General features: G+C 64.6%; 21 protein-coding genes and 2 pseudogenes. 9 read left to right on the forward strand and 14 right to left on the reverse strand.

The features are described 5' to 3' along the window. Position 1 precedes the first annotated feature (1 nt). Positions 2-1,828 (forward strand): sigma-54-dependent Fis family transcriptional regulator, encoded by a 1,827-nt coding sequence (locus QM841_RS18765; RefSeq protein ID WP_502943277.1) that lies wholly within the window; start codon positions 2-4, stop codon positions 1,826-1,828. A 40-nt stretch (positions 1,829-1,868) separates the two neighbouring features. Here the strand turns inward: QM841_RS18765 and nudC are convergent, their stop codons facing one another. The 3 genes from nudC to QM841_RS18780 all read right to left on the reverse strand — a co-directional run bounded on the left by nudC (position 1,869) and on the right by QM841_RS18780 (position 3,986). After that, a complete protein-coding gene (gene nudC / locus QM841_RS18770; RefSeq protein ID WP_283333070.1) occupies positions 1,869-2,795 on the reverse strand; it encodes an NAD(+) diphosphatase in 927 nt (308 codons plus the stop codon). 76 nt (positions 2,796-2,871) lie between these two features. Further along, positions 2,872-3,171: a Dabb family protein gene (locus tag QM841_RS18775; RefSeq protein WP_283333071.1), complete on the reverse strand. Its 300-nt coding sequence runs from the start codon at positions 3,169-3,171 to the stop codon at positions 2,872-2,874. Positions 3,172-3,242: 71 nt separating this feature from the next. Then, entirely contained in the window at positions 3,243-3,986 is a 744-nt protein-coding gene (locus QM841_RS18780) for an alpha/beta fold hydrolase (RefSeq protein WP_283333072.1), read from the reverse strand. Between the two features lie 225 nt (positions 3,987-4,211). On the opposite strand from QM841_RS18780, the gene lipP1 reads away from it, so the two are divergent. Further along, positions 4,212-5,144: a LipP1 family hormone-sensitive lipase gene (gene lipP1 / locus QM841_RS18785; protein ID WP_283333073.1), complete on the forward strand. Its 933-nt coding sequence runs from the start codon at positions 4,212-4,214 to the stop codon at positions 5,142-5,144. Positions 5,145-5,168: 24 nt separating this feature from the next. On the opposite strand, the gene QM841_RS18790 is transcribed toward lipP1, so the two are convergent. Then, positions 5,169-5,924 (reverse strand): IclR family transcriptional regulator, encoded by a 756-nt coding sequence (locus QM841_RS18790; RefSeq protein WP_283333348.1) that lies wholly within the window; start codon positions 5,922-5,924, stop codon positions 5,169-5,171. A 211-nt stretch (positions 5,925-6,135) separates the two neighbouring features. On the opposite strand from QM841_RS18790, the pseudogene QM841_RS18795 reads away from it, so the two are divergent. From QM841_RS18795 to QM841_RS18805, 3 genes and pseudogenes are all read left to right on the forward strand, one after another. Further along, a pseudogene (locus QM841_RS18795) lies at positions 6,136-6,677 on the forward strand (CoA transferase). A 14-nt stretch (positions 6,678-6,691) separates the two neighbouring features. Beyond that, positions 6,692-7,837, forward strand: a complete 1,146-nt coding sequence (locus tag QM841_RS18800; protein WP_283333074.1) for an acyl-CoA dehydrogenase family protein — start codon at positions 6,692-6,694, stop codon at positions 7,835-7,837. Beyond that, complete coding sequence (locus QM841_RS18805) at positions 7,837-8,865, forward strand: acyl-CoA dehydrogenase family protein (protein WP_283333075.1); 1,029 nt, start codon at positions 7,837-7,839, stop codon at positions 8,863-8,865. Before QM841_RS18800 ends, QM841_RS18805 begins: the two co-directional genes overlap by 1 nt. Positions 8,866-8,975: 110 nt before the next feature. Here the strand turns inward: QM841_RS18805 and QM841_RS18810 are convergent, their stop codons facing one another. The 4 genes from QM841_RS18810 to QM841_RS18825 all read right to left on the reverse strand — a co-directional run bounded on the left by QM841_RS18810 (position 8,976) and on the right by QM841_RS18825 (position 14,088). Continuing rightward, positions 8,976-9,776, reverse strand: coding sequence for a crotonase/enoyl-CoA hydratase family protein (locus QM841_RS18810; protein ID WP_283333076.1), 801 nt, complete (start codon positions 9,774-9,776; stop codon positions 8,976-8,978). A gap of 166 nt (positions 9,777-9,942) precedes the next feature. Then, positions 9,943-10,848, reverse strand: coding sequence for an alpha/beta hydrolase (locus QM841_RS18815; protein WP_283333349.1), 906 nt, complete (start codon positions 10,846-10,848; stop codon positions 9,943-9,945). 45 nt (positions 10,849-10,893) lie between these two features. Further along, positions 10,894-12,510: a flavin-containing monooxygenase gene (locus QM841_RS18820; protein WP_283333077.1), complete on the reverse strand. Its 1,617-nt coding sequence runs from the start codon at positions 12,508-12,510 to the stop codon at positions 10,894-10,896. Between the two features lie 105 nt (positions 12,511-12,615). Continuing rightward, positions 12,616-14,088 carry an aldehyde dehydrogenase family protein gene (locus QM841_RS18825; RefSeq protein ID WP_283333078.1) on the reverse strand — a complete coding sequence of 491 codons (1,473 nt, stop codon included), beginning with the start codon at positions 14,086-14,088 and terminating at the stop codon, positions 12,616-12,618. 842 nt (positions 14,089-14,930) lie between these two features. Here QM841_RS18825 and QM841_RS18830 point away from each other — a divergent pair. Further along, on the forward strand, positions 14,931-15,095 hold the full coding sequence (locus QM841_RS18830; RefSeq protein WP_283333079.1) for a hypothetical protein: 165 nt from the start codon (positions 14,931-14,933) through the stop codon (positions 15,093-15,095). Here the strand turns inward: QM841_RS18830 and QM841_RS18835 are convergent. Both QM841_RS18835 and QM841_RS43190 read right to left on the reverse strand, forming a co-directional pair. Then, entirely contained in the window at positions 15,092-15,376 is a 285-nt protein-coding gene (locus QM841_RS18835) for a YciI family protein (protein ID WP_043787215.1), read from the reverse strand. The genes QM841_RS18830 and QM841_RS18835 overlap by 4 nt on opposite strands. A gap of 208 nt (positions 15,377-15,584) precedes the next feature. Then, positions 15,585-15,731 (reverse strand): epoxide hydrolase N-terminal domain-containing protein, encoded by a 147-nt coding sequence (locus QM841_RS43190; RefSeq protein ID WP_349307410.1) that lies wholly within the window; start codon positions 15,729-15,731, stop codon positions 15,585-15,587. Between the two features lie 351 nt (positions 15,732-16,082). Between QM841_RS43190 and QM841_RS18840 the strand changes: the two are divergent. Both QM841_RS18840 and QM841_RS18845 read left to right on the forward strand, forming a co-directional pair. After that, a pseudogene (locus QM841_RS18840) lies at positions 16,083-16,178 on the forward strand (thiamine pyrophosphate-binding protein); the annotation flags it as partial. A gap of 251 nt (positions 16,179-16,429) precedes the next feature. Next, positions 16,430-18,739, forward strand: coding sequence for a serine/threonine-protein kinase (locus QM841_RS18845; RefSeq protein ID WP_283333081.1), 2,310 nt, complete (start codon positions 16,430-16,432; stop codon positions 18,737-18,739). A gap of 98 nt (positions 18,740-18,837) precedes the next feature. Here QM841_RS18845 and QM841_RS18850 read toward each other — a convergent pair whose 3' ends face one another. After that, positions 18,838-19,464, reverse strand: coding sequence for a TetR/AcrR family transcriptional regulator (locus QM841_RS18850; RefSeq protein WP_280779562.1), 627 nt, complete (start codon positions 19,462-19,464; stop codon positions 18,838-18,840). Between the two features lie 141 nt (positions 19,465-19,605). Between QM841_RS18850 and QM841_RS18855 the strand changes: the two genes are divergently transcribed. Then, positions 19,606-20,838, forward strand: a complete 1,233-nt coding sequence (locus QM841_RS18855; RefSeq protein ID WP_283333082.1) for an oxygenase MpaB family protein — start codon at positions 19,606-19,608, stop codon at positions 20,836-20,838. Here QM841_RS18855 and QM841_RS18860 read toward each other — a convergent pair. The 3 genes from QM841_RS18860 to QM841_RS18870 form a co-directional block, all read right to left on the reverse strand. Next, positions 20,823-21,329: a mycothiol transferase gene (locus QM841_RS18860; RefSeq protein WP_283333083.1), complete on the reverse strand. Its 507-nt coding sequence runs from the start codon at positions 21,327-21,329 to the stop codon at positions 20,823-20,825. The genes QM841_RS18855 and QM841_RS18860 overlap by 16 nt on opposite strands. A 269-nt stretch (positions 21,330-21,598) precedes the next feature. Continuing rightward, positions 21,599-22,687, reverse strand: coding sequence for an acyl-CoA dehydrogenase family protein (locus QM841_RS18865; protein WP_283333084.1), 1,089 nt, complete (start codon positions 22,685-22,687; stop codon positions 21,599-21,601). After that, positions 22,687-23,865, reverse strand: a complete 1,179-nt coding sequence (locus QM841_RS18870) for an acyl-CoA dehydrogenase family protein (protein ID WP_283333085.1) — start codon at positions 23,863-23,865, stop codon at positions 22,687-22,689. The genes QM841_RS18865 and QM841_RS18870 overlap by 1 nt, the downstream gene beginning before the upstream one ends. Between the last annotated feature and the right edge of the window lie 98 nt (positions 23,866-23,963).

A 23,963-nucleotide genomic window follows, 5' to 3' on the forward strand; every position in this document is an offset into this window, starting at 1 on the left:
TATGAGTATCGACAAGGCGGGCCGCGAGCCAGTGAACGAACGTGAACGATTCTGGACATCAGCGCCATCACGAGAGAGCCAGGAGTTGAGCACCCTCCGACCCGAGATCGAGGCGTCATGGCGGCGGTGTGAAGTTATCGGCGTCTCGTCCGGCGATGGCGACCTTCCCTACACGCCGGACGTGGATCGTGACAGCCGGTTGAGGAGAGCCGCCGATCCCGTGATCGACAACCTCGTCCTACACCTGCAGGACGCGCCCGCGACCATCCTGCTGGCCGATTCCGCCGCTCAGATCGTCGACCGCAGGGCGGGCGACGCAGGGTTGCGAGCGCGTTTGGACCGCGCCTACGTGGCACCCGGTTTCCGCTATGCCGAGGAGGACACCGGCACCAACGGGATCGGCACCGCGTTGGAGGAGCGACGACCGTTCCAAGTCAGCGGTGGTGAGCACTTCCGTGAGGCGCTGCAGAGCCTGGCGTGCGTCGGTGTTCCTATCATCCATCCGATCACCCGCACCGTGGAGGGGATCCTCGACATCACCTCCAACCTGTCGGACTCCAACGCGCTGATGGGTGCCCTGGCGCAATCAGCCGTGCGCGAAATTCAGTCGCGCCTCTACGCCGAGTCCTCCGATCGCGAGCAACTGCTTCTCCAGTCCTTCCTGCAGGCCTCTCGACGCGGCTCCTCTGCAGTGGTGTCCTTGAATCAAGATGTCATCATGACCACTCCGATGGCCGCGCGGATCGTCGACACGTCCGACCAGGCGCTCTTGTGGGATTGGGCATGCCGAATGCTGGCCGGCCGCGACGAGTTCATCGGGGACGTCAGACTCGCCGACAACGTCACGGTTTCCGCAACTGCACGTAGAGTCGGAGACTCCCGAACGCCGGCGGGCATCGTCATCGAGATGCGGCCACATCCCCGCGATACGAAGAAGTCGCCCGCCCGTCAATTGGCGTCGGCCTCCTCCGTCGAAAGGCGCACGGAGACTGTCAAGATTCCCGGCCGCAGTTTGGCGACGAAGCGACTGCAGACCGAACTCGAGCGACTCGCCGCGATCGACGCACCTGTGCTCGTCACCGGAGAACCCGGCGCCGGCAAGTTCTTTGCCGCGAGCGCCCTCCACCGGATGCAGGATGCCGACGGCCATTTCACCGTGTTCGACGCTGGTACCGCCTCCGTCGACCCCGACGCGTGGATTGCCGGACTGGTCAATTGGAACAAGGTCGACGGAGCCCTCATCATCCGGCATCTCGATCTCCTGCCGGAACAACTGGTCTCCAACGTCTGCGCGATCCTCAGCGAGGCCGTCGACAATCGCGCTCACATCATTGCCACCGCCGGCGAAGGGATCCGTCAAGGCCCCGCCGGGCGACTGTGCGATCACTTCATGCGCCGCATACATATCGATCCACTGCGACATCGGTCCGAAGATATCGCCGACATCAGTGTCGCCCTACTACGTAAGCACTCCCCGGACCGCAACGGCCTGCGACTGCAACCCACTGCTCTGCAACTGCTGGTCGCGCGGGACTGGCCGGGAAACGTCAGAGAGCTCGAATCGGTTCTGGCGTCCTCGCTCCTGCGGTCGATGGGCTCCGACATCGGAGTGCAGCATCTGCCCGACGGATACCGCGACGGTGATCTACGCCGCCGAAATGCCTCGACCTCACTCGAATTGGCGGAGCGTGACGCGTTGCTCAGGGCACTCGTCGAGACCGACGGCAACAAACTACTGGCTGCGCAACGCCTGGGGGTAGCTCGCTCCACCCTCTACCGCAAAATGCGCGCCCTGGGAATCGACGGAAGCCGGTTCCTTCCGCAGTAGTCCCAGTCGATGACGGAACCGTGCCGATCGAGACAGAGCGTCAATCACCGGCTCGCGCCCAGGCCTCGAGCATGCGCCTCGCAATCGAGACTGCGCCGGGCAACAACACGTGCGCATCCGCCGAGCTCGTCCAATCCCCTACAGCCAGAGCCTCCCGTACCTCCGCGCGGGTGCACCAGAGAGCTTCGCCGATCTCGCCATCCATGAAGACGAGCTCTTCTCGGGGATCGGCCGTGGCATGGAATCCGAGCATGAGGGAGCGAGGGAAGGGCCAGGGCTGACTTCCGACGTAGACCACGTCGGAGACGACGAGACCAACCTCCTCCGCAACTTCCCGTGCCACACAGCTTTCCAGAGACTCACCCGCCTCGACGAAGCCCGCCAGCGTCGAGAAGTTCCGTGCCGGCCAGTTCGCCTGACGCGCCAGCAGTACTCGGTCCACCCCGTCGTGCACCAGACAAATGATCGCGGGATCGGTACGCGGATATTCCTCCCGGCCGCACGCCGTGCACACGCGCATCCAACCACCCGAGGTGATCGTTGTCGGCGCCCCATCCCGCGCGCAGAAATGGGCGTCGTCCTGCCACGTCAGCAATGCCAACGCTGTGACATACCGGTCGGCGTCAGCAGCATCGAGGAGTGCTCCGTGTGAGCGCAGGTCACCGAGCTCGACGTCGGTTCCCGCAGAGGAATTGTCAGCGAGGAACTCGTCCCGCACCGCCCACTCGTGAACCGTGCCACAGACGCCGAGCAGCACGGCGCGCGCGGGAGGCTCGGAGTAGAGGTCGGCGGCCGGTTCCAGCATCAGTTGTCTGTCGACAAGCCGGACCTGACCGCGACCGTTCACGCGAAGTATTCGGGCATCCGGCCACGCCTCCACCCACGCAGCCGCGTCGTCACGCACCGAGACGGGACGGCTCAGGGCACCACGTGACGGGGCCTGCCCGGTGTGTTCGACACTCACCACTGGATCACAACTTTCGGAAACGAGCGACACTGTCGACCGGACCGCCGTTCGACGAACGACGGTCCGGTCGCGCCTATCACGAGGCGAATTCGATCTGAACGGACGAATACGATTCGGCCATCACCGAGATGAATTCCTGGACGAGACGCACATGATCGGGATGTGCCAGGTATGTGCGAAAGTCGGGAACGTCTTCGAAGGTCGCGGAGATTGCGTAGTCGCCGCTGCCGGGCTTGAGGGCCAGATCCCTTCCGTAACGGTATTCCACGACCTCCGGAATCTTCTCCGAGACTGCGCTCAGAGCTTCGTGAAAGGACTCGATGTGCTCGTCACTGATGTCCTGCTTCCATTTGAATGTCACAACGTGATTCAACATGGTGAGAATCCTCCCTGGATTCGTGATTCGAACGTGGCATGGTCGGAACCCGGATTGCGTTCCCGGTCAGATCAGTACAGAGATTGCTCCGACAACGCCACCGTCTCCGGAGCGTTCTCCACCATGGGGTAGTGCCCGGCTTTGCCCCGAATGGTCTTCAGGTTCCCGTTCTTCAAGGCCGCCAACGTGTCCCCGAGGTACTCGGCGGTGACGAACGGGTCGCTCTCACCCACGATCAGGGTGGTAGGCCCTTCGTAGGTGCCCATCCGGTCGAGGAAGTCGGGACTGGTCCAGTTCTTCAGGTAGGACTCCCAGGTTGCCTGGTCCATCGTCGAGCGGTTGCGGTCGACGAGATTCTTCAGATCTGTCTCGTCGATGTGCGGTGCCAGTGCGCCACGGATGGCTGCACCCGGGTCGGCCCAGGCCCCGGCGAAGGAACCGTAGGTCGCTTCGTCGAGAGGGGTACCTGCCGGGGAGACGGGCGTCAGTGCGACGACCGAGGTCACGCGTTCAGGTGCGAGGGTCGCCACCCGAAGCGCTGTGGTGCCCCCCATCGAATGTCCGAGAACGGAAAAGGTCGACCACCCGAGCTGATCGGCGGCGTCGAGGGCGACCGCAGCCATCCCGTCGATTCCGTCGGCCGGTGCTTCGGGCCGGTTGACCCCGTATCCCGGAAAGTCGAGGTACGCGTAGGTGAAGCGGGACTGATCCGTCCGGGCTCGGGCGGTGAGCCATACGCTGCTGTCCAGCGCCCAGCCGTGCAACACCAGGATCCGATGGTCACCGCTTCCTTCGATCGCTGCAATCGCGTTCACTGCCGTTCCTCTCTGTCGGCGACGCTGAAATTCCAGCCGTCTGTTGATCACTCCGAATCAAACTAGAACCGCAGGGCGTCGGTGTGTCCGATTGTGAGACACACGCCTGTGACACCGGGGCGCGGATGCGTGTGTGATTTTCGGACACTCCCGCGCCGAACGCACCCATAGTGTGGCTCCACCTGCCGGCTGAACAGACTTGCTCATGACATGAAGGAGAACACCATGGCACTCGATCCTGCGGTCAAGAATTTGATAGACACTTTGAACGAGCAGGGACTGAAGTCGTTCGAGCAGATGAGCATTGCTGAAGTCCGTGGGGTCGTCGAGTCCTTCAGCGGCCTTCAGGCACCGAAGGCGGACGTCGCTCGTGTCGTCGACACGGTCTACCCAGGCCCCGGTGGCGACCAGGCAGTGCGTCTCTACATCCCGGAGTCCGAAACACCTCTGCCGATCGTGGTGTACATCCACGGCGGTGGCTGGGTCGCCGGCAGCCTCGACGTCACCGAGCAGCCCTGTCGCGCGCTCGCCGCCGATGCGAAAGTCATCGTGGCTGCACTGAGTTACCGACTGGCTCCCGAGCACAAGTTTCCTGCCGCACCCGAAGATGCGTTCGCCGCACTGAACTGGGTCGTCGAGCACGCAGCCGACTTCGGTGGCGACGGCACGCGCGTAGCCGTCATGGGTGACAGCGCCGGAGGCAACCTGGCCGCGGTCACAGCCCTCCGGGCACGCGACACCGGCGCCCCGGCACTGCGCGCTCAGGTATTGATCTATCCGGTCATCGACGGCACGGCACGATTCCCGTCGCGCGAGGAGAACGCCGAGGGGTACTTGGTCACCACGGCAGCCATCGACTGGTTCTGGGAGCAGTACCTGGCCACCCCGGAAGACGCCGAGAATCCGTACGCCTCCCCGGTCAAGGCCGCGGATCTGTCGGGGCTTCCCTCCACCCTGTTGTTGCTCAACGAATACGAGGTCACTCGGGACGAGGGCGTGGACTACGGCCGGAGGTTGGCCGACCAGGGCGTCCCCGTGCAGGTCGAACTGTATGAAGGCCTTGTCCACGCCGTGTACTGGATGACCGGTGCCATTCCGCGCAGCGCTGAACTGCACGGTGCCGTCGTCGAATTCCTCGGCAAGCAGTTCGCCGGCTGACCGCGGTGCCCCGGGTCGGCTGCATTACGGTCGTACGCTGCGATCGGACCAACTCCGGGCACCTTGCTCCAAGAGTGCGACCAGCCTGTCGCGCTCCTTCGTGATCACGGTGTGTGGTGCGATGACACCGACGGCGGCGACGGTCTTGCCGTTCTCACGAACCGCGACCGAGACACCGTCGCCGTCGGTCGACTCGTTGGGGGAGGCGCAGATTCCGGTCTGTTCGATCTCCGGTAGGGCAGCGAAGAACCGCTCGACAGTGTCGCGATCCTCGTCGGGCAGAGTCTGGATGTACGCCCAGAGGTCACGCTTCTCCATCCCGGCAAGCAGTATCCAGCCGCCGGAGGTACGGATGAGCGATCGCCTCACGTAGTTCTCGGCGAGGTACGCGAACCGTGGGTCGGAAGAGCAGTAGTCGACGTAGAAGATGTTCGGACCGACGGCGATCGACAGCACGGTCGTCAAGCCGGAACTCGCGTGGACGTCTTCGAGGTCGGCGTGCGTGACCGTCGAGACGGGCTGCCGCCCAGCGAGGCGGTTGAGTAGATACGGGGCACTGCCGAGCGAGTACCGTCGCTCGTGCTCCTCGAGATAACCCGTCGCAACGAGGCCGTTGACGAGACCTTGCGTCGAACTGATCGGCGCGTCGAGCTCTTTGGCCATCCCACTCAAGGTGAGTCCGGTGTGGGATCGGGCTACGAGTTCGAGAATCGCAGCAATGCGGTCCACGGTTCGATGGCGACTGCGGCCTCGAACATTGGGGGCGTCATCTGGTTGCATCACGGCACATTCTCCCTACGGGCACTGCTCCATCCGAGCGGTCACCACCACTCTATCTTACTTATATCTGTAATTCACTCCATTATTGCGGAAATCTGTTGAGACTGACATAGTCCATGAAGTGCTTCCTGTCGCAGCGAAAGAGGTTTCAGTGAAACTCACACCCGGCGCTCTTCACGGTCTGCGCGTCATCGATTTGACGACCGTGATCATGGGCCCCTTCGCCACCGCAACCCTCGCCGACATGGGCGCAGACGTCATCAAGGTCGAGAGTCTCGACGGTGACATGAGCCGAGATGTAGGTGCCCGCCGCCATGACGGTATGAGCGCTCTGACACTCAACCTTCAGCGCAACAGCGCAGCATCGCGATCGACCTCGCCTCCGCGGAGGGCCGCGAGATCCTCGACGATCTGGTGCGCAACGCGGATGTGTTGGTGACGAATCTACGGCCGCGCTCCCGGCAGAAATTGGGCATCACCTACGAGCGACTCTCGGAGGTCAATCCGGGACTGATCCTCTGCACCGCACAGGCGTACGGCTCCGAGACCGCCTTCCGGGACTACCCCGCCTATGACGACATCGTGCAAGCCGCGTCCGGCGCCGCGAAACTCGCGGAACTCATCGACGGAGAACCTCGTTATGCCCAATACGTCATCGCCGACAAGGTCGTCGGACTCTCCGCCGACCGCGTCCATGCGCTGGCCGATGCATCCGTCGTGACGGCGACGTCGCCTCAGGCCACCTCCTCCTGAATGGAAGAACCATCATGACCAACCTCAGATTGGTGCCCCCGGTCTCCAGCGACCCACACGCCATGGACGACTTGCGGACCGAAGTCCGTGAGTTTCTTGCCGAGCAACTCAGTGAAGGCAAGATCGGCCGACAGGTCGACTCCTGGTTGACTGGCTGGGACGAAGACTTCACACGTGCATTGGCCGCCCGCGGATGGCTCGGCATGACCGTGCCGGCCGAGTACGGCGGCCATGGTCGCCGCCACCTCGAACGGTTCGTCGTCACCGAAGAGTTGCTCGCCGCCGGCGCCCCCGTCGCCGCCCACTGGATCGCCGACCGGCAGATCGTCCCGTCGCTGCTGAAGTACGGCACCGAGGTCCAGAAGCACAAGTTCTTGCCGGCGATCACGCGCGGAGAATGCTATTTCGGTATCGGTATGAGCGAGCCGGATTCCGGGTCCGACTTGGCCAGTGTGCGCACAAAGGCCACCCGAGTGGACGGAGGGTGGTCCATTACCGGAGTCAAGGTCTGGACCTCCGGTGCTCATCGCGCTGACGCGTTCATCTGCCTTGCTCGCACCGCCCAACTCGATCCGGCACATCGACACGATGGCCTCAGCCAGTTCATCGTCGATCTGCACGCCCCCGGGGTCGACATCCGGCCGATCGTGTCGATGAACGGGCAGCACCACTTCAACGAGGTCCTCCTCGACCAGGTCCTCGTCGAGGACGAGATGGTCTTCGGCACCATCGATAACGGGTGGCAGCAGGTCACCTCGGAACTCAGCTTCGAACGCAGCGGCCCGGAGCGATTCCTGTCGACGTTCGCCCTGCTCGCGAAGACCGCCGAACAGATGAAGCAGGGAACCTTGCCGCGGCATTCGAATCTGGGCCGGTATTTCGGACGGATCGCCGGTCTGCACCAGATGTCGACCGCAGTGGCGGGCGCACTCGAGCGCCACGAGCCCGCCGACACCGCCGCAGCCGTGGTGAAGGTCCTCGGGACGTCCACCGAAGGCGACATAGCCGACTTTGCCGACCTCCTCACCGATGAATCTTCGACTACTGGTTACGCCTCGATGCTCGAGGACGCCATCGTCCAACGCCCAGGATTTACTCTGCGGGGCGGCACCAACGAAGTTCTGCGCGGCGTGATCGCGCGGGGATTGGGGATGCGCTGATGCACGCACCAACCACGGTCGACGCGGACCTCACCGACATGATGTCCGCGGTCTTTTCCGCTCACCGGGAACGGAACGGGCCCGAGAACGGTATGGCCACGTGCGATCCCTCCCTGTGGGCACAACTCGACGAACTGGGTCTTGTCCGGTTGACCGGCCGCGAAGAGACCGGCGGCAGCGGCGCAGGCTGGTACGAGGCCGCGGAACTCGTGCGCGCCGCGGCATCGCACGGGGTCCGGGTTCCTCTCGCCGAACACGACCTGCTCGCCGGTTGGCTTCTCGAAGAGGCCGGCCTACCGATGGACGATGCGCGCCTCACCGCATGCGTACTCGACGAGAAAGGCGTCGCCCGCGGCGTGCCGTGGGCGTCCCAGGCAGACAAGATCGTCACGGTCTGGCGGAAGAACGACACGTACGTCGTCGCCGACCTCGAGTCAACCTTCTTCGACATCACCTCCGGGTCCAACCTCGCCGACGAACCCCGCGACGTCGTTTCCGCTGACACGATCGCATTGTCGGGCACCGCAGTGTCGGACTCGGTGATCCGACAACTCTTTCTGCGGGGCGCCCTCATCCGAGCGCTGCAGGTGTGTGCCGCCCTCGACCGCATCCTCGATCTCTCCGTCGCCCACACCACCGAACGAGTGCAATTCGGACGCCCACTGGCCAGGTTCCAATCCGTGCAGAACCTGGTGGCTGACATGGCAGCAGAAGCTTCCCTCGCCCGAACAGCGACCGAAGCAGCACTGACGGAAGCGGTCCGCACACAGTGGTCGAGTGAGAACCTCGAACTCCTCATTGCCGTCGCCCGGTCGTGTGCTGGACACGCGGCATCGGTCGTCGTCCGTAACGCCCACCAGGTGCACGGCGCGATCGGCACCACTCGCGAGCACAGGCTGCACGAATTCACCCAACCCGCCCTGGCGTGGCGCTCAGAATTCGGATCCGTCCACTACTGGGACGACATCTTGACTACCGCCGCTCTCGAAGCAGGTTGCGAGAATATCTGGGGCCTCATCACCCGCTGAAGTGCCCAGGCGTCACCAGAAGGGCACCAGTTTCGCGAGCAGACCTGAAAGAAGAACTCCGTGGAAGCATCCAATTCGCATCCACGGAGTTCTTCGGTTTCTCGGGAACGTCACTCGCCGGTGAAGGCGGCAGTTCTCTTCTCCATGAAGGCGTTGACTGCCTCCGTGTGATCGGTCGTCTGCTGAACCAGCGCCTGCATGGCAGCGGACAATTCGAGGAGACTGTCGAGGCTTTGGTGCTGTCCCTCGCGGAGGAGCCTCTTGGCCATCCGTACCGAATGTGGCGGATTGGCGGCCACCCGGCCGGCGAGCGCGCGAGCTTCGTCGAGCAGCTTCTCCGGCGCAACGACACTGGAGACCAATCCCCACTCGAGTGCCTTGATCGCGTCGACACGGTCGCCCGTCAAGATCATCTCTGCTGCCCGCGCCATCCCGACGGCCTTGGGCAGCAGCCACGCGCCACCGTCACCCGGGATGATTCCGAGCTTGACGAAGCTCTCCGCAAAGAATGCCTTTTCACTGGCAATGCGGAGGTCGCACATGAGGGCGAAGTCGCATCCGGCACCGATGGCAGGGCCGTTCACTGCTGCGATGAGAGGCACGTCGCAGTTGTACATGATCCGCGGAATCCGTTGTATCCCAGCTCTGTAGCCATCCCGTTGTTCGTGAGGCTTCCCCCCGAACAATCCGCGACGATTCGCCATGTCCTTGACGTTGCCGCCGGCGGAAAACGTCGATCCGGCACCGGTGACGATGACAGCTCGCACACCGTAGTCGGCGTTGACGGCCTCGACGCAGGCGACCAATGCGTCGACCACCTCCATCCCGGAAATAGGATTGCTCTGCGCGGGTAAATTAATCGTCCATGTCTCGATGAACCCGTCGCGTTGGACGAGGACTGGACTATCCATGGGTGTATCTCCCTTATCTTCACTGCGGATCGATCGTTCAACTGATACCCGACCGGCACGCGAACGAACTCGTCGGCGGCGGTCCAGACAGACCGCCGTCGACGAGCACGTTCACCTCTTGCCGCCGAGAGCCTTCGCGTTCATGCGCACGCGGCGCGGGCGCAGTTCAGGCGAGGCCCAACTTGGGTCGCAGCCACTGGGCAATCCGGCTCAACGCTTGATCCGCCTCGGGTGCCCGTCCCGCGTTGAAGTGAAATACATGCTGTTGCTCATCGACCACGTCGAGCACGACCTCGCCGCTCACCTTCTCGATCAAGTCGGCCAACCGACGTGAGTCGTCCAGCAGCGTCTCGAAGCCTCCGACCGATACGTACACCGGAGGGAAGTCGGTGTAGTCGTTGAGCAGTGGGTTCGCGCGCGGGTCCGTTGCATCTGCGGGTTCGGAGAGGAACATCTCCCGCATCATTTCCAGAACCGCCCTCTTGGCCAATACGTCGACCGCGTCGTTCGATTCGACCGTCAACCCCTTGATCTCCATGTCGAGCCAAGGCGAAAGCGTGACGACGGCAGCAGGAGTGGGTAGTTCCACGCTCGCGAGTTCGAATGCTGTCGAGATCGCGAGATTGGCACCCGCCGAGTCGCCGACAGTCGCCGTGTTCTCCGCCTTGTAACCTTGCGTGCGGAGCCACTTGTGGACGGCCATGCAGTCTTCGAGTTGGGCCGGGTGCTTGTGCTCCGGCGCGAGCCGATAGTCCACGATCAGGGCGTGAACACCCGCCAGTTTGGCGAGGTGTGCTGCGAGCTTGCGGTGTGAGAACCGTGAACCTGTCACGAACCCACCACCGTGGGTGAAGACAATCACGCGGTCCTCGGCGGCCCCCAAAGGCTTGGCCCATGTTGCCGGCACACCGTTGGCTGTCACTTCCTCATAGGTGACGCCGATGGGTTCGATGGTCGGAAGATGCCACTCTTCGAACATATCTCGCTGACTGGCGAGGTCCATTCCTTCGGACCGGGTAAGCCACGAAGCGTACAGCTCGTTGAGGAACAGGGATTCTTTGCTCACGGACATGTTTTGCTCACTTTCATCACTACTCGAGGGAGGCAAATTGACTGCTCAGGAAAGCGTGAGGCCCTTGTATCCCGCACACACGGTCTCGTCCCACTTGGCCAGGTAGAGGGGAAGACCACCGGGGTAGTTCAGCAACTGCCGCGGCTTACCCGGGACGTTGGCACCCATGTACCAGGAGTCGGCTTTGTCATAGAGGACCTCGGCCGTCAGCTCGGCGACGTGATCGGACCAGGCAGCATCCGCGTCCGCCTCGGACTCGATGCGGTTCAATCCGTTGTCCCGCATGTAGTCGATGGTGTCCACGATGAGGTCACCTTGGATCTCGGCGCAGCTGGGCCCGTTGCAGAAGCCCGACGGACTCAGTGGTCCGTAGAGGAACAGCAGGTTGGGGAATCCTGCCGTTGCGACCCCGAGGTTTGCCCGCACACCGTTCGACCACTTGTCCCGGAGCAACGTACCGTCGGTGCCGCGAATGTCGATAGCGGTTAGTCCACCGGTGACGGCGTCGAAGCCCGTTGCATAGACGATGATGTCGAACTCGTGCTCTTCCGATGTGGTCTTCAGCCCGGTGGGCGTGATCGTCTCGATCGGGTCCTCGTGCAGATCGACGAGGCGCACGTTGTCCTGGTTGAAGATGTCGTAGTACGTCTGCTCCAGCGACGGACGCTTCACGCCGAAGGGGTACGCCTTCTTCATCGGCGCCAGCTTCTCGGCGATGACCGGGTCCTTGATCCGGGCACGCGTCCGGTCACGCCAGAACTCGTAGGCCGTGTCGTTTGCCTCATCGTCGACGAAGACGTCTTGGTACGTTCCGAGCCAGAACTCGAAACCGTACTCCCACAATCGCTCATAAGTGGTGGTTCGCTCCTCGTCGCTCACTTCGAGGGCTGACTTGGGAATGAAGTCGAAGTCGAAGCCGGAGAATGACGCCGCACGACGACTGAATCTGTCCGCCAGATCGGACTTGATCTTCGCGTTGTCCTCGTCGGTGAGCTGGCGCTGTCGCATCGGGAGCGCCTGAACGGGGGTGCGCTGGAAGATGGTCAGCTGTGCGGCTTCCTTCGACGCCTCCTGAGCGACCTGCACGCCGCTGGCGCCGGTACCGATGATGGCGATTCGCTTTCCTGCGAAATCGATTCCGCCTTCAGGCCACAGACCGGTGTGGTGGTTGATCCCTGCGAAGCTGTCCATTCCCGGGAGCTTCGGGAAGATCGGCTTTGCCGCGAATCCGGTGCACAGAACGAAGTACTTGCAGACGAAAGTGCTTCCGTTCTCCGCGGTCACGGTCCAGGTGTTCGCCGTATCGTCGAACTCGGCGGAAGCGACCCGGGTGTTGTAGTAGATGTCCTTGCTCAGATCTAGCTTCGCGTCGACGTACTTGAAGTAGCGGCGCAGTTCGTCACCTCCGGGGTAGAGCTCGGAGAATGCGAATTCATCCCATAGGTCGGGGCGCGTGAACTGGTAGATGGGACCTTCGCTGTCCACTCGGGCACCCGGGTAGCGGTTCCAGTGCCAGATTCCGCCCAGACCCTCACCCGCCTCGACTACTTTCACCGAATAGCCTCGACTCCGCAGATTTTCGAGCTGGTACAGCCCGGCGAATCCGGCTCCTACAACGAGAACGTCGAGTACTTCGGTCACGGCTGGTGCGACAGCGCTCATGTTGGTCTCCTCTTGATGCCAAGGGCTACTTGGGGGTTCGTCGATTGCGCTCCGTGTCGCAGACTGCGATGAGCTGAATGCGGGGAAGCTCGTCCGGTGTAGCTTCTAGGTCCAGCGGACGTACGCAGTCTTGGTGGTTGTGAAGAAAGTACGTGCGGCCTTGCCCTGTTCTCTACTCATGCTGCTCGAGCCTTTGAGGCCACCGAACGGCACATGCGGCTCGACACTGCTCGTCTCGCGATTGACATGCACCAACCCCGATTGTGTGCGCCGGATGAAGGTCATCGCCGTCGCGATGTCTCTGGTGAACACTCCAGAGGACAGGCCGTAGTCCGTGTCGTTCGCGGCCTTCAGCGCACCGTCGAATCCATCGACCTCCTGCACGGTCACGACTGGCCCGAAGATCTCGTCCCTGACGAGCCTGCTCTCCTCCGATACTCCGGCCAGGACTGTTGGTGCGATATAGCAAGTGTCGGAATCGAACTCCCTTCCCGTAAGGAACTCGGCGTTCTCGTCGCGGGCGAGTCGCAGGTATCCGACCACCGTGTCACGTTGCTCCACCGAGGCAAGGGGCCCGATGTCGGTGGCTTCGTCGTACGGATCACCGACGACGAGCGCGTCAGCGTGCTTCACCAGCAGTTCTCGTAGTCTGGGAGCGACGGCGCGGTCCACGTAGACCCGGCTCGTCGCTGTGCAGCGTTGTCCCGTGTGGAGCATCGCGCTCTTCACGATCTGTTGCGCTGCATCCTCGACATCGGCGTCGGCGAGAACAATGGACGGGTTCTTGCCACCCAGCTCGAGCTGGACCTTGACGTTGCGATCGGAAACGGCCTGACGTAGTCGCGACCCGACTGCACCCGAACCGGTGAATGTCAATGCCGCGAGTCGCGCGTTTCCGGTGAGTGCCGCCGAAAGCTTTCTACCGCTGCCTGTCACCAGATTGAGAACCCCCGCGGGCAACCCGGCTTCTTCGAGGATCCGCGTCAGGAACACTGCGGACCCGCAGGCCGGTTCGGCAGGCTTCCACACAACTGCGTTCCCGAAACCTATTGCCGCCGCGATTTTCCATGTCGGAAGTGCGAAGGGGAAGTTCCACGGTGTGATTGCACAAACGACGCCGAGCGGCTCCTCTACCGTCATCAGCATCGTGTGTGAATCAGCACTGGGGTATGTCTCTCCACTGGGCTGCAGGATCTCACCGGCGTAGTAGCGGAGAATGGCGACACTTCGCAGGACCTCGGCGCGTGCGTCGCGGATCGCCTTCCCCATGTCCGCGGTGATCGTCAGGGCAGCGTCGTGAACGCGGATTTCCAAAAGGTCAGCGGCAGAACGAAGAAAGTCCGACCGCTGAATCGCTGTCGTCTCGGACCACGCTGGTTGAGCACGGCCGGCGGCCGCATAGGCAGCCTCGACATTGCCGGGAGTCGCCGAAGCGTAGATTCCCGTCACGCGGCGGAGATCGGAGGGGTCTACCCGCTCGTAAGTGTCGGCGGCAGCGCTCCATCGGCCTGCGATATACAGCGTTCTCCCGTCAGCGCTCGACGACGACAATGCTGGGTGGTCCACGTTTATGGACATCTTTGTTCCCCGATCTGTGTAGGCGCAGAATTGGTTTGGAAGTTCACCACCCGGCGCGGAGTTGAATTGCCTGATCAGTCGTCCGCGCTGTGCGGCAGGCGTGCCAGTACGAAAACCTTTCTCGGCAGTTCTGTAGTCGAAGGAATTGGGAAATTCGCTTTCTTGCCCTCAAATGTCTTGCACTCAGTGCGTTTTGAAGACTCACAGGCATCAGACTCGCTGCTGCCTGACGCTTCGGCCGGCTCGTGCCGAGCGGGAAGATGCACGACAAACGTAGCGGGATCGAAGTGGTGGGCGGCATAGATGGTCGATCCTGGCGGCATACCCGCGCTCCCCTTACAACCTTGCGCAACATATTCTTGGGGACGCACGCGTGCCAATCTGTCTTGACCGCAGAGACTTCGAAACTGGACTTCACAAGCAGGCATGCCCGTCACCGCAGTTCCGACGTCGTTTGTCAAGCGAGAAGGGTGCGGGTTGGCAGCGGTCACCTTCGCTGGAGCTACAGCACAAGTCGGGAGCGTAGGTTGAGCCACAGAGAGATCAACCGTCATAGACGGAGAGGTGACTTTACTGGCGCGGCTTGAAACTCACTGTTCGCAGTTGAACGCAATCGTGCTTGTGTGGACCAAACATCGCAGATTCAGGCCTTGGACCGGACCACGCCGACCCAGTCGATGCGGATCGGCTCGGGAGGGAAGCACACTCACGACTACGCCCGACACCGCACCTTCACCCTGTTCTCCGCCACGGACATCGCCACTCGGCATCATGGATGAAGCTTGTGGAGGTGCTGGTTCGGAATAAGAACGGCAGGCCGTCCACCGCGGACCTTCGGCTCCGTGAAGGAGCTGACCACCAAGATCCGCGCCTTCATCAACGGATGTAACACCCGCTGCGCGCCGTTCGTCTGGACCAACACCGCCGACCAGGTACCTACGAAGGAAAACCGTGAAGATACCTCGACACCGAGCCACCAGGGTATGAGCGCGCCCCACTGTCACTAGATGCCGACGAGAGGGCCTATGACTGGATTCCATTGGTAAATGCGCTGCTCTACGACGACACCCTGCTTGACGTAAGGATCCTCCGCAAGCAAGGAACGCAAAGCGTCTTCGCCGGCCGCCTGGAATACCAGTAGGGCTCCGGCGCCGTCGGCCCAGGCGCCGGCCTCCTGCAGCATGCCTCGGGCAGCGGCATCCTTGACGAAAATCAGGTGTTCGGCATGCGCAGCCTCTTTGACAGAGGCATCGGTGGTATACGACCAGATCACAGCAAACAAGGCCATGGTCACTCCTCGAGTGGGGAAAAGAAACGGTTCCGAACATGCACACGGATTGCGCACCTGAGAAGGTTAGAAGTACGGATGAGGTGACTCGTGTCCTACTTCGCAACACTGGCTGCCCATTGAAGATGATGATTCATGAAATGGAATCGGATCTGACCGGCGTGTCGCAAACCCGCGAAGGCGGCCATCGCATGACTCTTCGAGAGACCTACCGACTCACTCCAGGAAGGACAACGCGATGGTGCTCGTAGGCGTTGACGGCGGCTTCTGCCTTGCGCCATTCGTAGCCGTCGCGCCAGTAGGCGACCCAGCCCACGGAGATAGCGGTCCGGGACGCCGTAAGACCAGTCCCCATTCTCCTCGCCCAGCGGCGGCCGTACTCGACCGGCTCCGCCACGGCGACCTCATCAACACCGTCCAGCCAGACACCGCGGTGACTGTCACCGCACACGTCCAGCCATAGACGGTGTGGTGTCCGTCGGCGGCGCACCTGGTGTTCGGTCCCAGGAGTGGTTGGAAATTGCTTCCCAACCACTCACCTGGGCCGTTCGTCGCCATCGTCTGGTGCGCCGCGGTACGACTTCTTCACCGACACCCATACCTATGCGCCTCGAGCGCGACACCACCTCGGCCAATGCCGCAGCGGACCGTATCCAGTCGTCCCTTGCCCGTGCCGTCAAGTCGGGACGACTCGACAGCAATGCCGCCGGAGGACGACACCGCCATCGCGCTGTCCGAGGACACCGCCGCCCGCTACGAGGCGTACGGCTGGCACGTGCAGATCGTCGAGGCGGCGAGGTCGCGGCCGTGAAGAAGGCCGCGACCTTCCCGCCGGCTGGGCCGACGTCGTGATTACCTGCCCGTTCAGTTCGTGGAGGTACCAAGGACCACATCATTGCCCGCCATAGGTGAACACCCCTCGCACTGGTTCCGGCCCCGCCGGGAGCGCGTGACGGCCTGCTGTTCCGTACCCTTCGCGCACCGTCAGGAATACCCTGGCAAGTACGCCCCCATGCACCTCCCGGAATCTGCAACGCCCGGAATCGGACCGCCATGAACGATCGCCCGCCGAGTGATTCGACGGTCGCGTCTGGGCCGCCCACCGAACTGGGTCAGGACACCCAGCTGCCGCCGTCGACAACGTCGGGCGCCGAATCGGTGTTCGTCGTGGAAAGCGGTGTCGAACGCCTGGTCGCGGATTGGGAGTCGTCCGGTTCACCGGCCGAGCTCACCGAGTATCTCCCCGACACGGCCGCGATCAGGCGGGCCGCGCTGATCGAGCTGATCAAGGTGGACCTCGAATACCGGTGGCTGCGGTCGGGCAACCCGAAGCGCATTGCCGACTACTGCCTCGAATTCCCGGAGCTGCTCGCGGAACCACTGCCACCGGAACTCGTCTACCTGGAGTACCGGGTCCGCCGTCAAAGCGGCGCCGACGTCGATCCCGACGAGTACGTCAGCGAATACCCGCAGCAGGCGGCCCGGTTCGAGACCCTCCTCGAACACGACCGCCGCATGGACCGGCGCACCATCACCGCGGAACTCGGCCCGGGCGACGACCTCGACGTCGGTGAACGCCTCGACGATTTCGACCTGATGATGGAACTGGGTCACGGCGCGTTCGCGCGGGTGTTCCTCGCCCGGCAGCGTTCGATGCAGCGTTGGGTGGCGCTGAAGATCTCCCGCAACATCGGCAACGAGCCGCAGACACTCGCGCAGCTCGACCACCCGTACATCGTCCGTGTCTACGACCAGCGGGTGCTGGAGGACCGCCGGCTGCGGGTGCTGTTCATGGAATACGTGCCCGGTGGCACGCTCCTCGACGTGGTGCGGTTGGTCCGCAAGACCCCGCCCGAGCAGCGATCCGGACAGCTGCTGCTCGATTCGGTGGACCGCATCCTCGCGGAGAGAGGCGAGATCCGGCCCGAGTATTCGAGTGTGCGGGACGAGATCGCCGGGCTGTCGTGGCCGGAGACGGTGGCGTGGATCGGGCTGCGGCTCGCTGATGCGCTCGACTACGCCGAGGAGCACGGCGTCCTGCACCGCGACATCAAACCGGCGAACGTGCTGCTGGGGCTCGAAGGCATCCCCAAGCTGGCCGACTTCAACGTCAGTTCGAGCGACAGCGTCGAAAATCGCGGCGCCGGAGGATTCATCGGCGGCTCCGTCGCCTACATGTCACCCGAACAGCTCGAGGTGATCGACCCGAGCATCCACCGGACCGCCTCCGACCTCGACACCCGCAGCGACATCTTCGCGTTGGGCGTCATGCTGTGGGAACTGCTGACCGGGGCACGGCCGTTCCCGGACGACGACGGGACCACGTCACCGCCGTCTCCTCGCGTCCTTCTCGAGTCGCGACGCCGGGGAGTCGACCCGGAACGATCCGCGCTCCCCGAGGACTGTCCCGCCGCGCTGCGGCGCATCCTGGTGAAGTCGCTCGCACCCGACCGGGACGATCGGTGGTCGAGTGGCCGGAAGCTGACACGGCAGTTCGCGCTGTGCCTCGACCCGCACGCCCGCGATCTCGTCGACCCGGCGCCTGGAAGCGTGCGGTCCACGATGTGGCGGTGGGCGCTTCCCATCGTGATCGCCGCCGTCGGCATCCCGAACCTGCTGGCAGCCGGATACAACTACTACTACAACAAGGTGCTGATCATCGCGACGCTGCCCGTCGAGGCGCAGGAGGATCTCGAATTCGTGCACCTGGTGATCGGCGGGATCGCGTTCCCGCTGGGCGCAGTGCTCATCGTCTACTGGTGTCGACTCGCGCTCACGGTGCCGCGCGGTCTCCGCAACGGAAGAACCTACAGTTCCGAGGTGCTGGAGAAGGCGCGCGCCACGACGCTCGGACTCGGCCACCGCGCGGTCGTGGTCAGCTTCGGGCTGTGGGTCGTCGCCGGCGTCGCCTACCCGGTCGCCCTGGAGATCACCGCCGGCGGGATTCCGTTGCGCGCATACACGCAACTCCTCGCGTCCCTGGCCGTGTGCGGGGCGGTCGCGCTCGCCTACCCGTTCTTCATCCTCACGTTCTATGCGGTGCGGTGTCTTTGCCCGATCCTGCTGTCGCACGGCGAGTTGCGCGGAAACGACGGACGCAACATCCGGGCCCTCGGCCGGAGCATGCCGCGGTACCTCGCCGTCGCCGCGGCCGTCCCGTTGATCGGGGTCGCCGGGCTCAGCTTCGTCGGCGGAAGCACCGGCGACGCCGTGAACGCGACGGTGCGCGCGCTGTGTCTGGGCGGCATCTTCGCCTTCATCGCCGTGTATCAATTGTTCCGGCGGATCGAAAGCGATCTGCGTGCGCTCGAGAGGGTCGTGTGGCTGGAGGTGCCGGGGTCGCCGACCAGGCGGCGGCGGTAGGAGCGGCCGTCGCAAAAAAGAAGGCCCCTGGCGCTGCCGGGTCGGGGTCCGACAGCGCCATGGGCTCACTGTGTATTTCTCTCGAAGCCCCCTCGGCGTTACACCCCGCGTTTCGCGCGCCCGGCGAGGCCGCCCATCGTCATGTCGTAGAGGACGGTGGCCAGCTCGTTTCGCCGCTCGCGGAGGTCGCGGCGGAGATATTCGAGGCTCACCTCGCGGTAGCTGACGGTGAGCACCAGGAGCAGGGCTTCGAGGTCGACATCCGGACCGATCGCCGACGGATTCAACGTCACATACGTACGCAACAGGTCGCGGCACCGTTCCTCGATCCGGACCGAACGGTGAGCGGTGAGGGCCAGGTGCGGGGCGTCGTTGAGCAGCGAACCGAGGATGTCGCGATACCTGTCCAGGACGGCGAGGAGCTGGGACTGCAGCGCCGCGTCCTTCAGGAACGTGCCCTTCGCGACGGCCTGCTCGAGTTGCGTCCCGAACGTGGCGGTGGTTTCTTCCATGATCTTGTCGATCAGGACCTCGATGATTTCGTCCTTGTTCGCGAAGTACTGGTACACCGACCCCTTCGAGATGCCGGCGGCCTCCGCGATGGCGTTCGTGCTGCAGCCGGTGTAACCCTTGGCCCGCAAAACCTGACCAGTTGCCGACAAGATGCGCGCGACCGTCTCCTGCGACCGCTGCTGGGAGGGGTCTTTCCGCTGGCCAGTGCCCATTCGCTGAACCCTCCCGGTCTGCCTCACAATGCGACTTGTACCCGTCCGATTCGGTGGGGTGAACTGTAACTCACAGCCCCGCGAGCCGGGGCTGAGGCACAAAGACGCCCCCTTCTCGACTACCGAATCGAGTGCACCGCAATGACAGAAACCCAGTCCCGGGAGTCGGCGCCCGGCTTCTCCGACTTCACGCCGCCGCGGCGGTTCGACATGGACTCGGAGTGGGGTCGCCGCTCGATGCGGACGCTGTCGCGGTTCGTGCACGGCGACCCGACGCCCACCCCGGCGGAGCGGGAACTCCACGCCCGGGCGGTGGTCGGTCAGGACGAGATCGGTGCCGCTCTGGCGCGGGCCGTCCTCGTCGACAAGACCGTGACGATGGCCCAGTTCTCCCGGGCACTCTCCGACGGCATCGGCAGCGTGCCCGACGCCGCGCAACCGCTGGTCGCGTTCTTCGACGCAGTGGACCGTCGGCCGTCGTGGGTCGACGACCGCCGCCTCGAGCACGGGGCCGCCGTCTGCCTGCGCAGCGGCATGACCGGACTCGACCTGCTCGCGACCGGTTCCCTCATGAACGGCTACCGCAGCGCCGCCACCTCCCGCCAACTCGTGGCCACCGGCAGGCTCGTCGGGGACGGCGCCGGTCAGCGCGTGGCCGAGACCGTGCGGTGGTGGTACGAGTGCGTCCTGCCCGGTGGCATGGACCGCGACCGCCGGGGCTGGCAGTTGTCCGTGCACGTCCGGTTGATGCACGCGTTCGTGAACCTGACCCTGCTGCAGGACGAGAACTGGGACGTGTCCGACTGGGGCATGCCGATCAACCAGTCGGATCAGGCCGGGACGCTCGCCCTCTTCTCGACGACATTCCTCGTCGGACTCCGGTCGCTGGGGGTGTGGGTCTCCGCCGACGAGGGCCGCGACGTCATGCATCTGTGGCGGTACATCGGCTGGCTGATGGGCATCGACGAGCACTGGCTGGTCGACGACGAGAACACCGGACGCCGCAACATGTGCCAGATCGGGATGTTCGCTCCCGGTCCCGACGACAACTCCAGGGTGCTGGCCGACTCACTGCAGAAGTCGTGGGCCACCTTCCACTACCCGCATGCAGAGTCCCTGCGACGCCGGCTCAACCGCCAGCGTCTGCTCAGCATCCAGCGGTTGTTCTCCGGCAAGCGCGGCATGCAGGAACTCGGATTGCCGGTCGTGCCCGCCTGGTTCGTTCCGCTGGCACTGGCGGGGAACGGGACGCTGCACGGTGCAGCCAGAGTGAGTCCGGCGGTCCGTGACCGCGTCGGCCGACGCTCCCGGCGACGAGTCGAGGCGTGGCTCGCCGCCAACGAGACGTCGTCGCGGGCTCAGCGGCGCTCGTAGATGCCGCGGACGTACGCCGCCTGCCCGGCATGCTGAAGATCGTCGGAGACGACGCTGATCAACCGGACACCGAGAGTGACTGGCGGATCCCAATTCTCGTCGACGATCCGGTCGAGGTCGTCCGGGCCGATCGACTGGACGTAATCGACGGTGCGGTCGTGCACGGCATCGTGATACTCCCGCAGGAGGCCGGCGCCGGTCCGAACCTTCGCCACCTCGTCCGCGGAGTGCCCGTAACCGATGTCGGCAACCGGGAACGGGAGGTCGAGGCGCTCCACCCACCCGCCGGAGGTCCACACCTGCGCGGTGCCCGCGACACCGGCGACGTGGTCGTCCTGCACTCGCGTCAGATGCCAGATCAGCCAGGCGATCGTGTTCGCCTTCGCGTCCACCCGAAACGTCAGGGCGTCGGCGGGGAGATCGGCCAGCGTGGAATGCACGGTCTCCTGAATGCGATCGAAGGCGTCGGTCAACAGCGCGCTATGGTCCACGATCTTCCTTTCGTCGTGTTCACATCACGTTCCACTATGACCCCCCTCGGGCTCACAGAACCGGCACGACATGTCCCCGGCACCCCGGGCGGCCGCTGACCACCACGGCGGCCGGGCTACGCCGGTGACGATCCGAACCGCCGAGCGTCACGGGTGGGCGGAGGTGTGAGGGTGTCGGCTGTGGTCGGTTTCTGTGGTCGGTTTCTGTGTTCGGCCTCGAGTAGGGAGCTGAAGGCTCGGCTACGGAGGAGATCGTGGCGGTTCCGTTTTCATGACACGGACCTTGCGATCACGGCGTCGAGGTACCGGCTCGCGGAGTCCTCGACGCGGGCGCCCTCGGCGACCATCGGCCACGCACCGTCCATGCCGCCGACAATGGCCGCGCGGGAGAGGAACCCCTCCCAGAACGCCGGTGACCCGAACTCGCCGCGCCACTGCAGGGCGGGAAGGGTGACCCGGTGCAGGGTGTGCTCGTGGGTGGTCCCGATCGCGCCGTGCACCTGGTGGACGTTGCGCACCGCCACGGCCAGGGCCTGCGAAACGACGCTGCGCGCGACCGCAACGCGGAACTGGGACAGCTCGCCGTCGAGGTCGTCGGTGAGGGCGTCGGCGAGCGCGGTGTCCACGGCAGCGCGGGCCAGCACGGACTCGGCGGCGATGTCGACGACGAGGTTCTGCACGGACTGGAACTTCGCCAGGGCGCGACCGAACTGGCTGCGGGCGGTGGTGTGCTCAATCGCCGAGGCGAGCATGCCGTCCATCGCGCCGACGCACTGCAATGCACGGGCGAGCGCGCCGCGCAGGACGTACGCCTCGACGGCCGCGGTGGGTACGGGTGACCAGGAGATGCCCTCACCGACGGTGACAGAGCCGGTCGGCACTGCCGAGATGCCCTCAATGGTCGTGATCGTCAAGCGGTCGGTTGGCACGTCCGCGAGCTCATGGGTATCGCCGGCGGGGCGCACGCACACGACGGTGGCGGTGGCACCGGCCCACGGGACACCGTGCGCGGTCCCCGAGGAATCGAGCAGCGCGACGGTGGCGGTGGAGTCGGACGAGTCGTCGATCCCGGCGGCGCGCCGGAGCGGCCCGGCCAGCAGGTCAGTCTCGGCGTACGGGACGGCCACACCGGCGGCAGCCGCGGTGCGCAGGAGCGCGGCGGCTTCGGCCCAGCCGGCTCCGCTGCCCCCGGCGTCCTCGGGCGCGGTGAGCCGGGCGACGCCGACCTCCCGCAGTGTCGACCACACGGCGTCGGCGTCGGGCCGGACGTCGGGGCCGGAGAAACCGGAGACGACGTCGGAGAGCATCGCCTGCAGGTCCTCGTCGACGGAGAGGTCGACGGTCGTGGCGGTGGTCATCAGCGCATCCCCAGTCCCCGCGCGATGACGCCGCGCAGAATCTCGTTGGTGCCGCCGCGGAGCGTGAAGCCCGGGCGCTGGTGGAGGCCCGCGCGCAGCAGGCCGTGGATCTCGGCGACCGCGGCGGTGCCGTTCGTGCCGGCGAAACCGGGTGCCCGCTCGTCGCCGAGCCGGGTGGAGACGGTGTCGACGATGTCACCCTCGGTGGCGGTGCCGAGCAGCTTGACGAGGGCTGCCGGGGTGTCGGCGGGTTCACCGCGCTGCAGCGCGCCGGCGATGTTCTGGCTGAGGTTGTGCAGTCCGGCCATCCGGGCCACGGTCCGGCCGAGGTCGCTGCGCTCGGGCAGGGCTCCGGTGGAGATCGCACCGATCTCCGCGGCGAACAGGCGGAACGAGGAGAGGAACCGTTCAGGGCCGCTGCGCTCGAAGGCGAGCTCGGAGTTGACCTGTTCCCAACCGTTACCGAGGGTGCCGAAGACCATTGAGTCCGCCACGAAAACGTCCTCGAGGACGACCTCGTTGAAGTGGTGGTCCCCCGAGAGGGAGACGATCGGCCGGATGGTGACGCCCTCGCTGCGCAGGTCGACGATGAACTGACTCAGACCCGCGTGACGGTACGAGGTGTCGAGCGGTTCGGTGCGGCACAGCGCGATGAAGGCCTCCGCGTGCTGGGCCCCGGAGGTCCACACCTTGGTCCCGGTGATCCGCCAGCCGCCGTCGACCTGAACGCCCTTGGTGCGGACACTGGCCAGGTCGGAGCCGGCGTCCGGTTCGGACATGCCGATGCCGAAGCAGCACTCGCCGGCGGCGATGCGGGGCAGGTAATCGTGCTTCTGCTCCTCGGTACCGTAGCGAAGCAGGGACGGGGCGATCTGCCGGTCGGCGACCCACTGCGCGGCGACGGGGGCGCCCACGGAGAGCAGTTCCTCGGTGACGACGAAGCGCTCGAGGTGGGTTCGGCCGCGGCCACCGAACTCCGTGGGGATCGTCATCCCGACCCAGCCGCGTTCGGCGAGGCGTCGGGTGAAGTCCTCGTCCCAGCGGGTGAGCCAGGTGTCGATCCAGGGTATGAGCCGCCCGGCGTCGACCACCTCGGCGAGAAACGCGCGTACCTCGGCACGCAGGGCGTTCATCTCATCGGTCGCCACCGTGGTCGGTGGCGCGAGAGTCGAACTCATGGGGCCTCCTGATGAGTCCTGCCCGGGCGGCGCCCGGGCGATCGGGGTCGACTGTGCCGCTGTTCGGGGAGTGCGCACAGTCAAATCAAGGGTCAGTC

It is taken from the genome of Rhodococcus sp. IEGM 1307, from assembly GCF_030056915.1.
In the GTDB taxonomy this organism is placed as follows: Bacteria; Actinomycetota; Actinomycetes; order Mycobacteriales; family Mycobacteriaceae; genus Rhodococcus_F; species Rhodococcus_F opacus_D.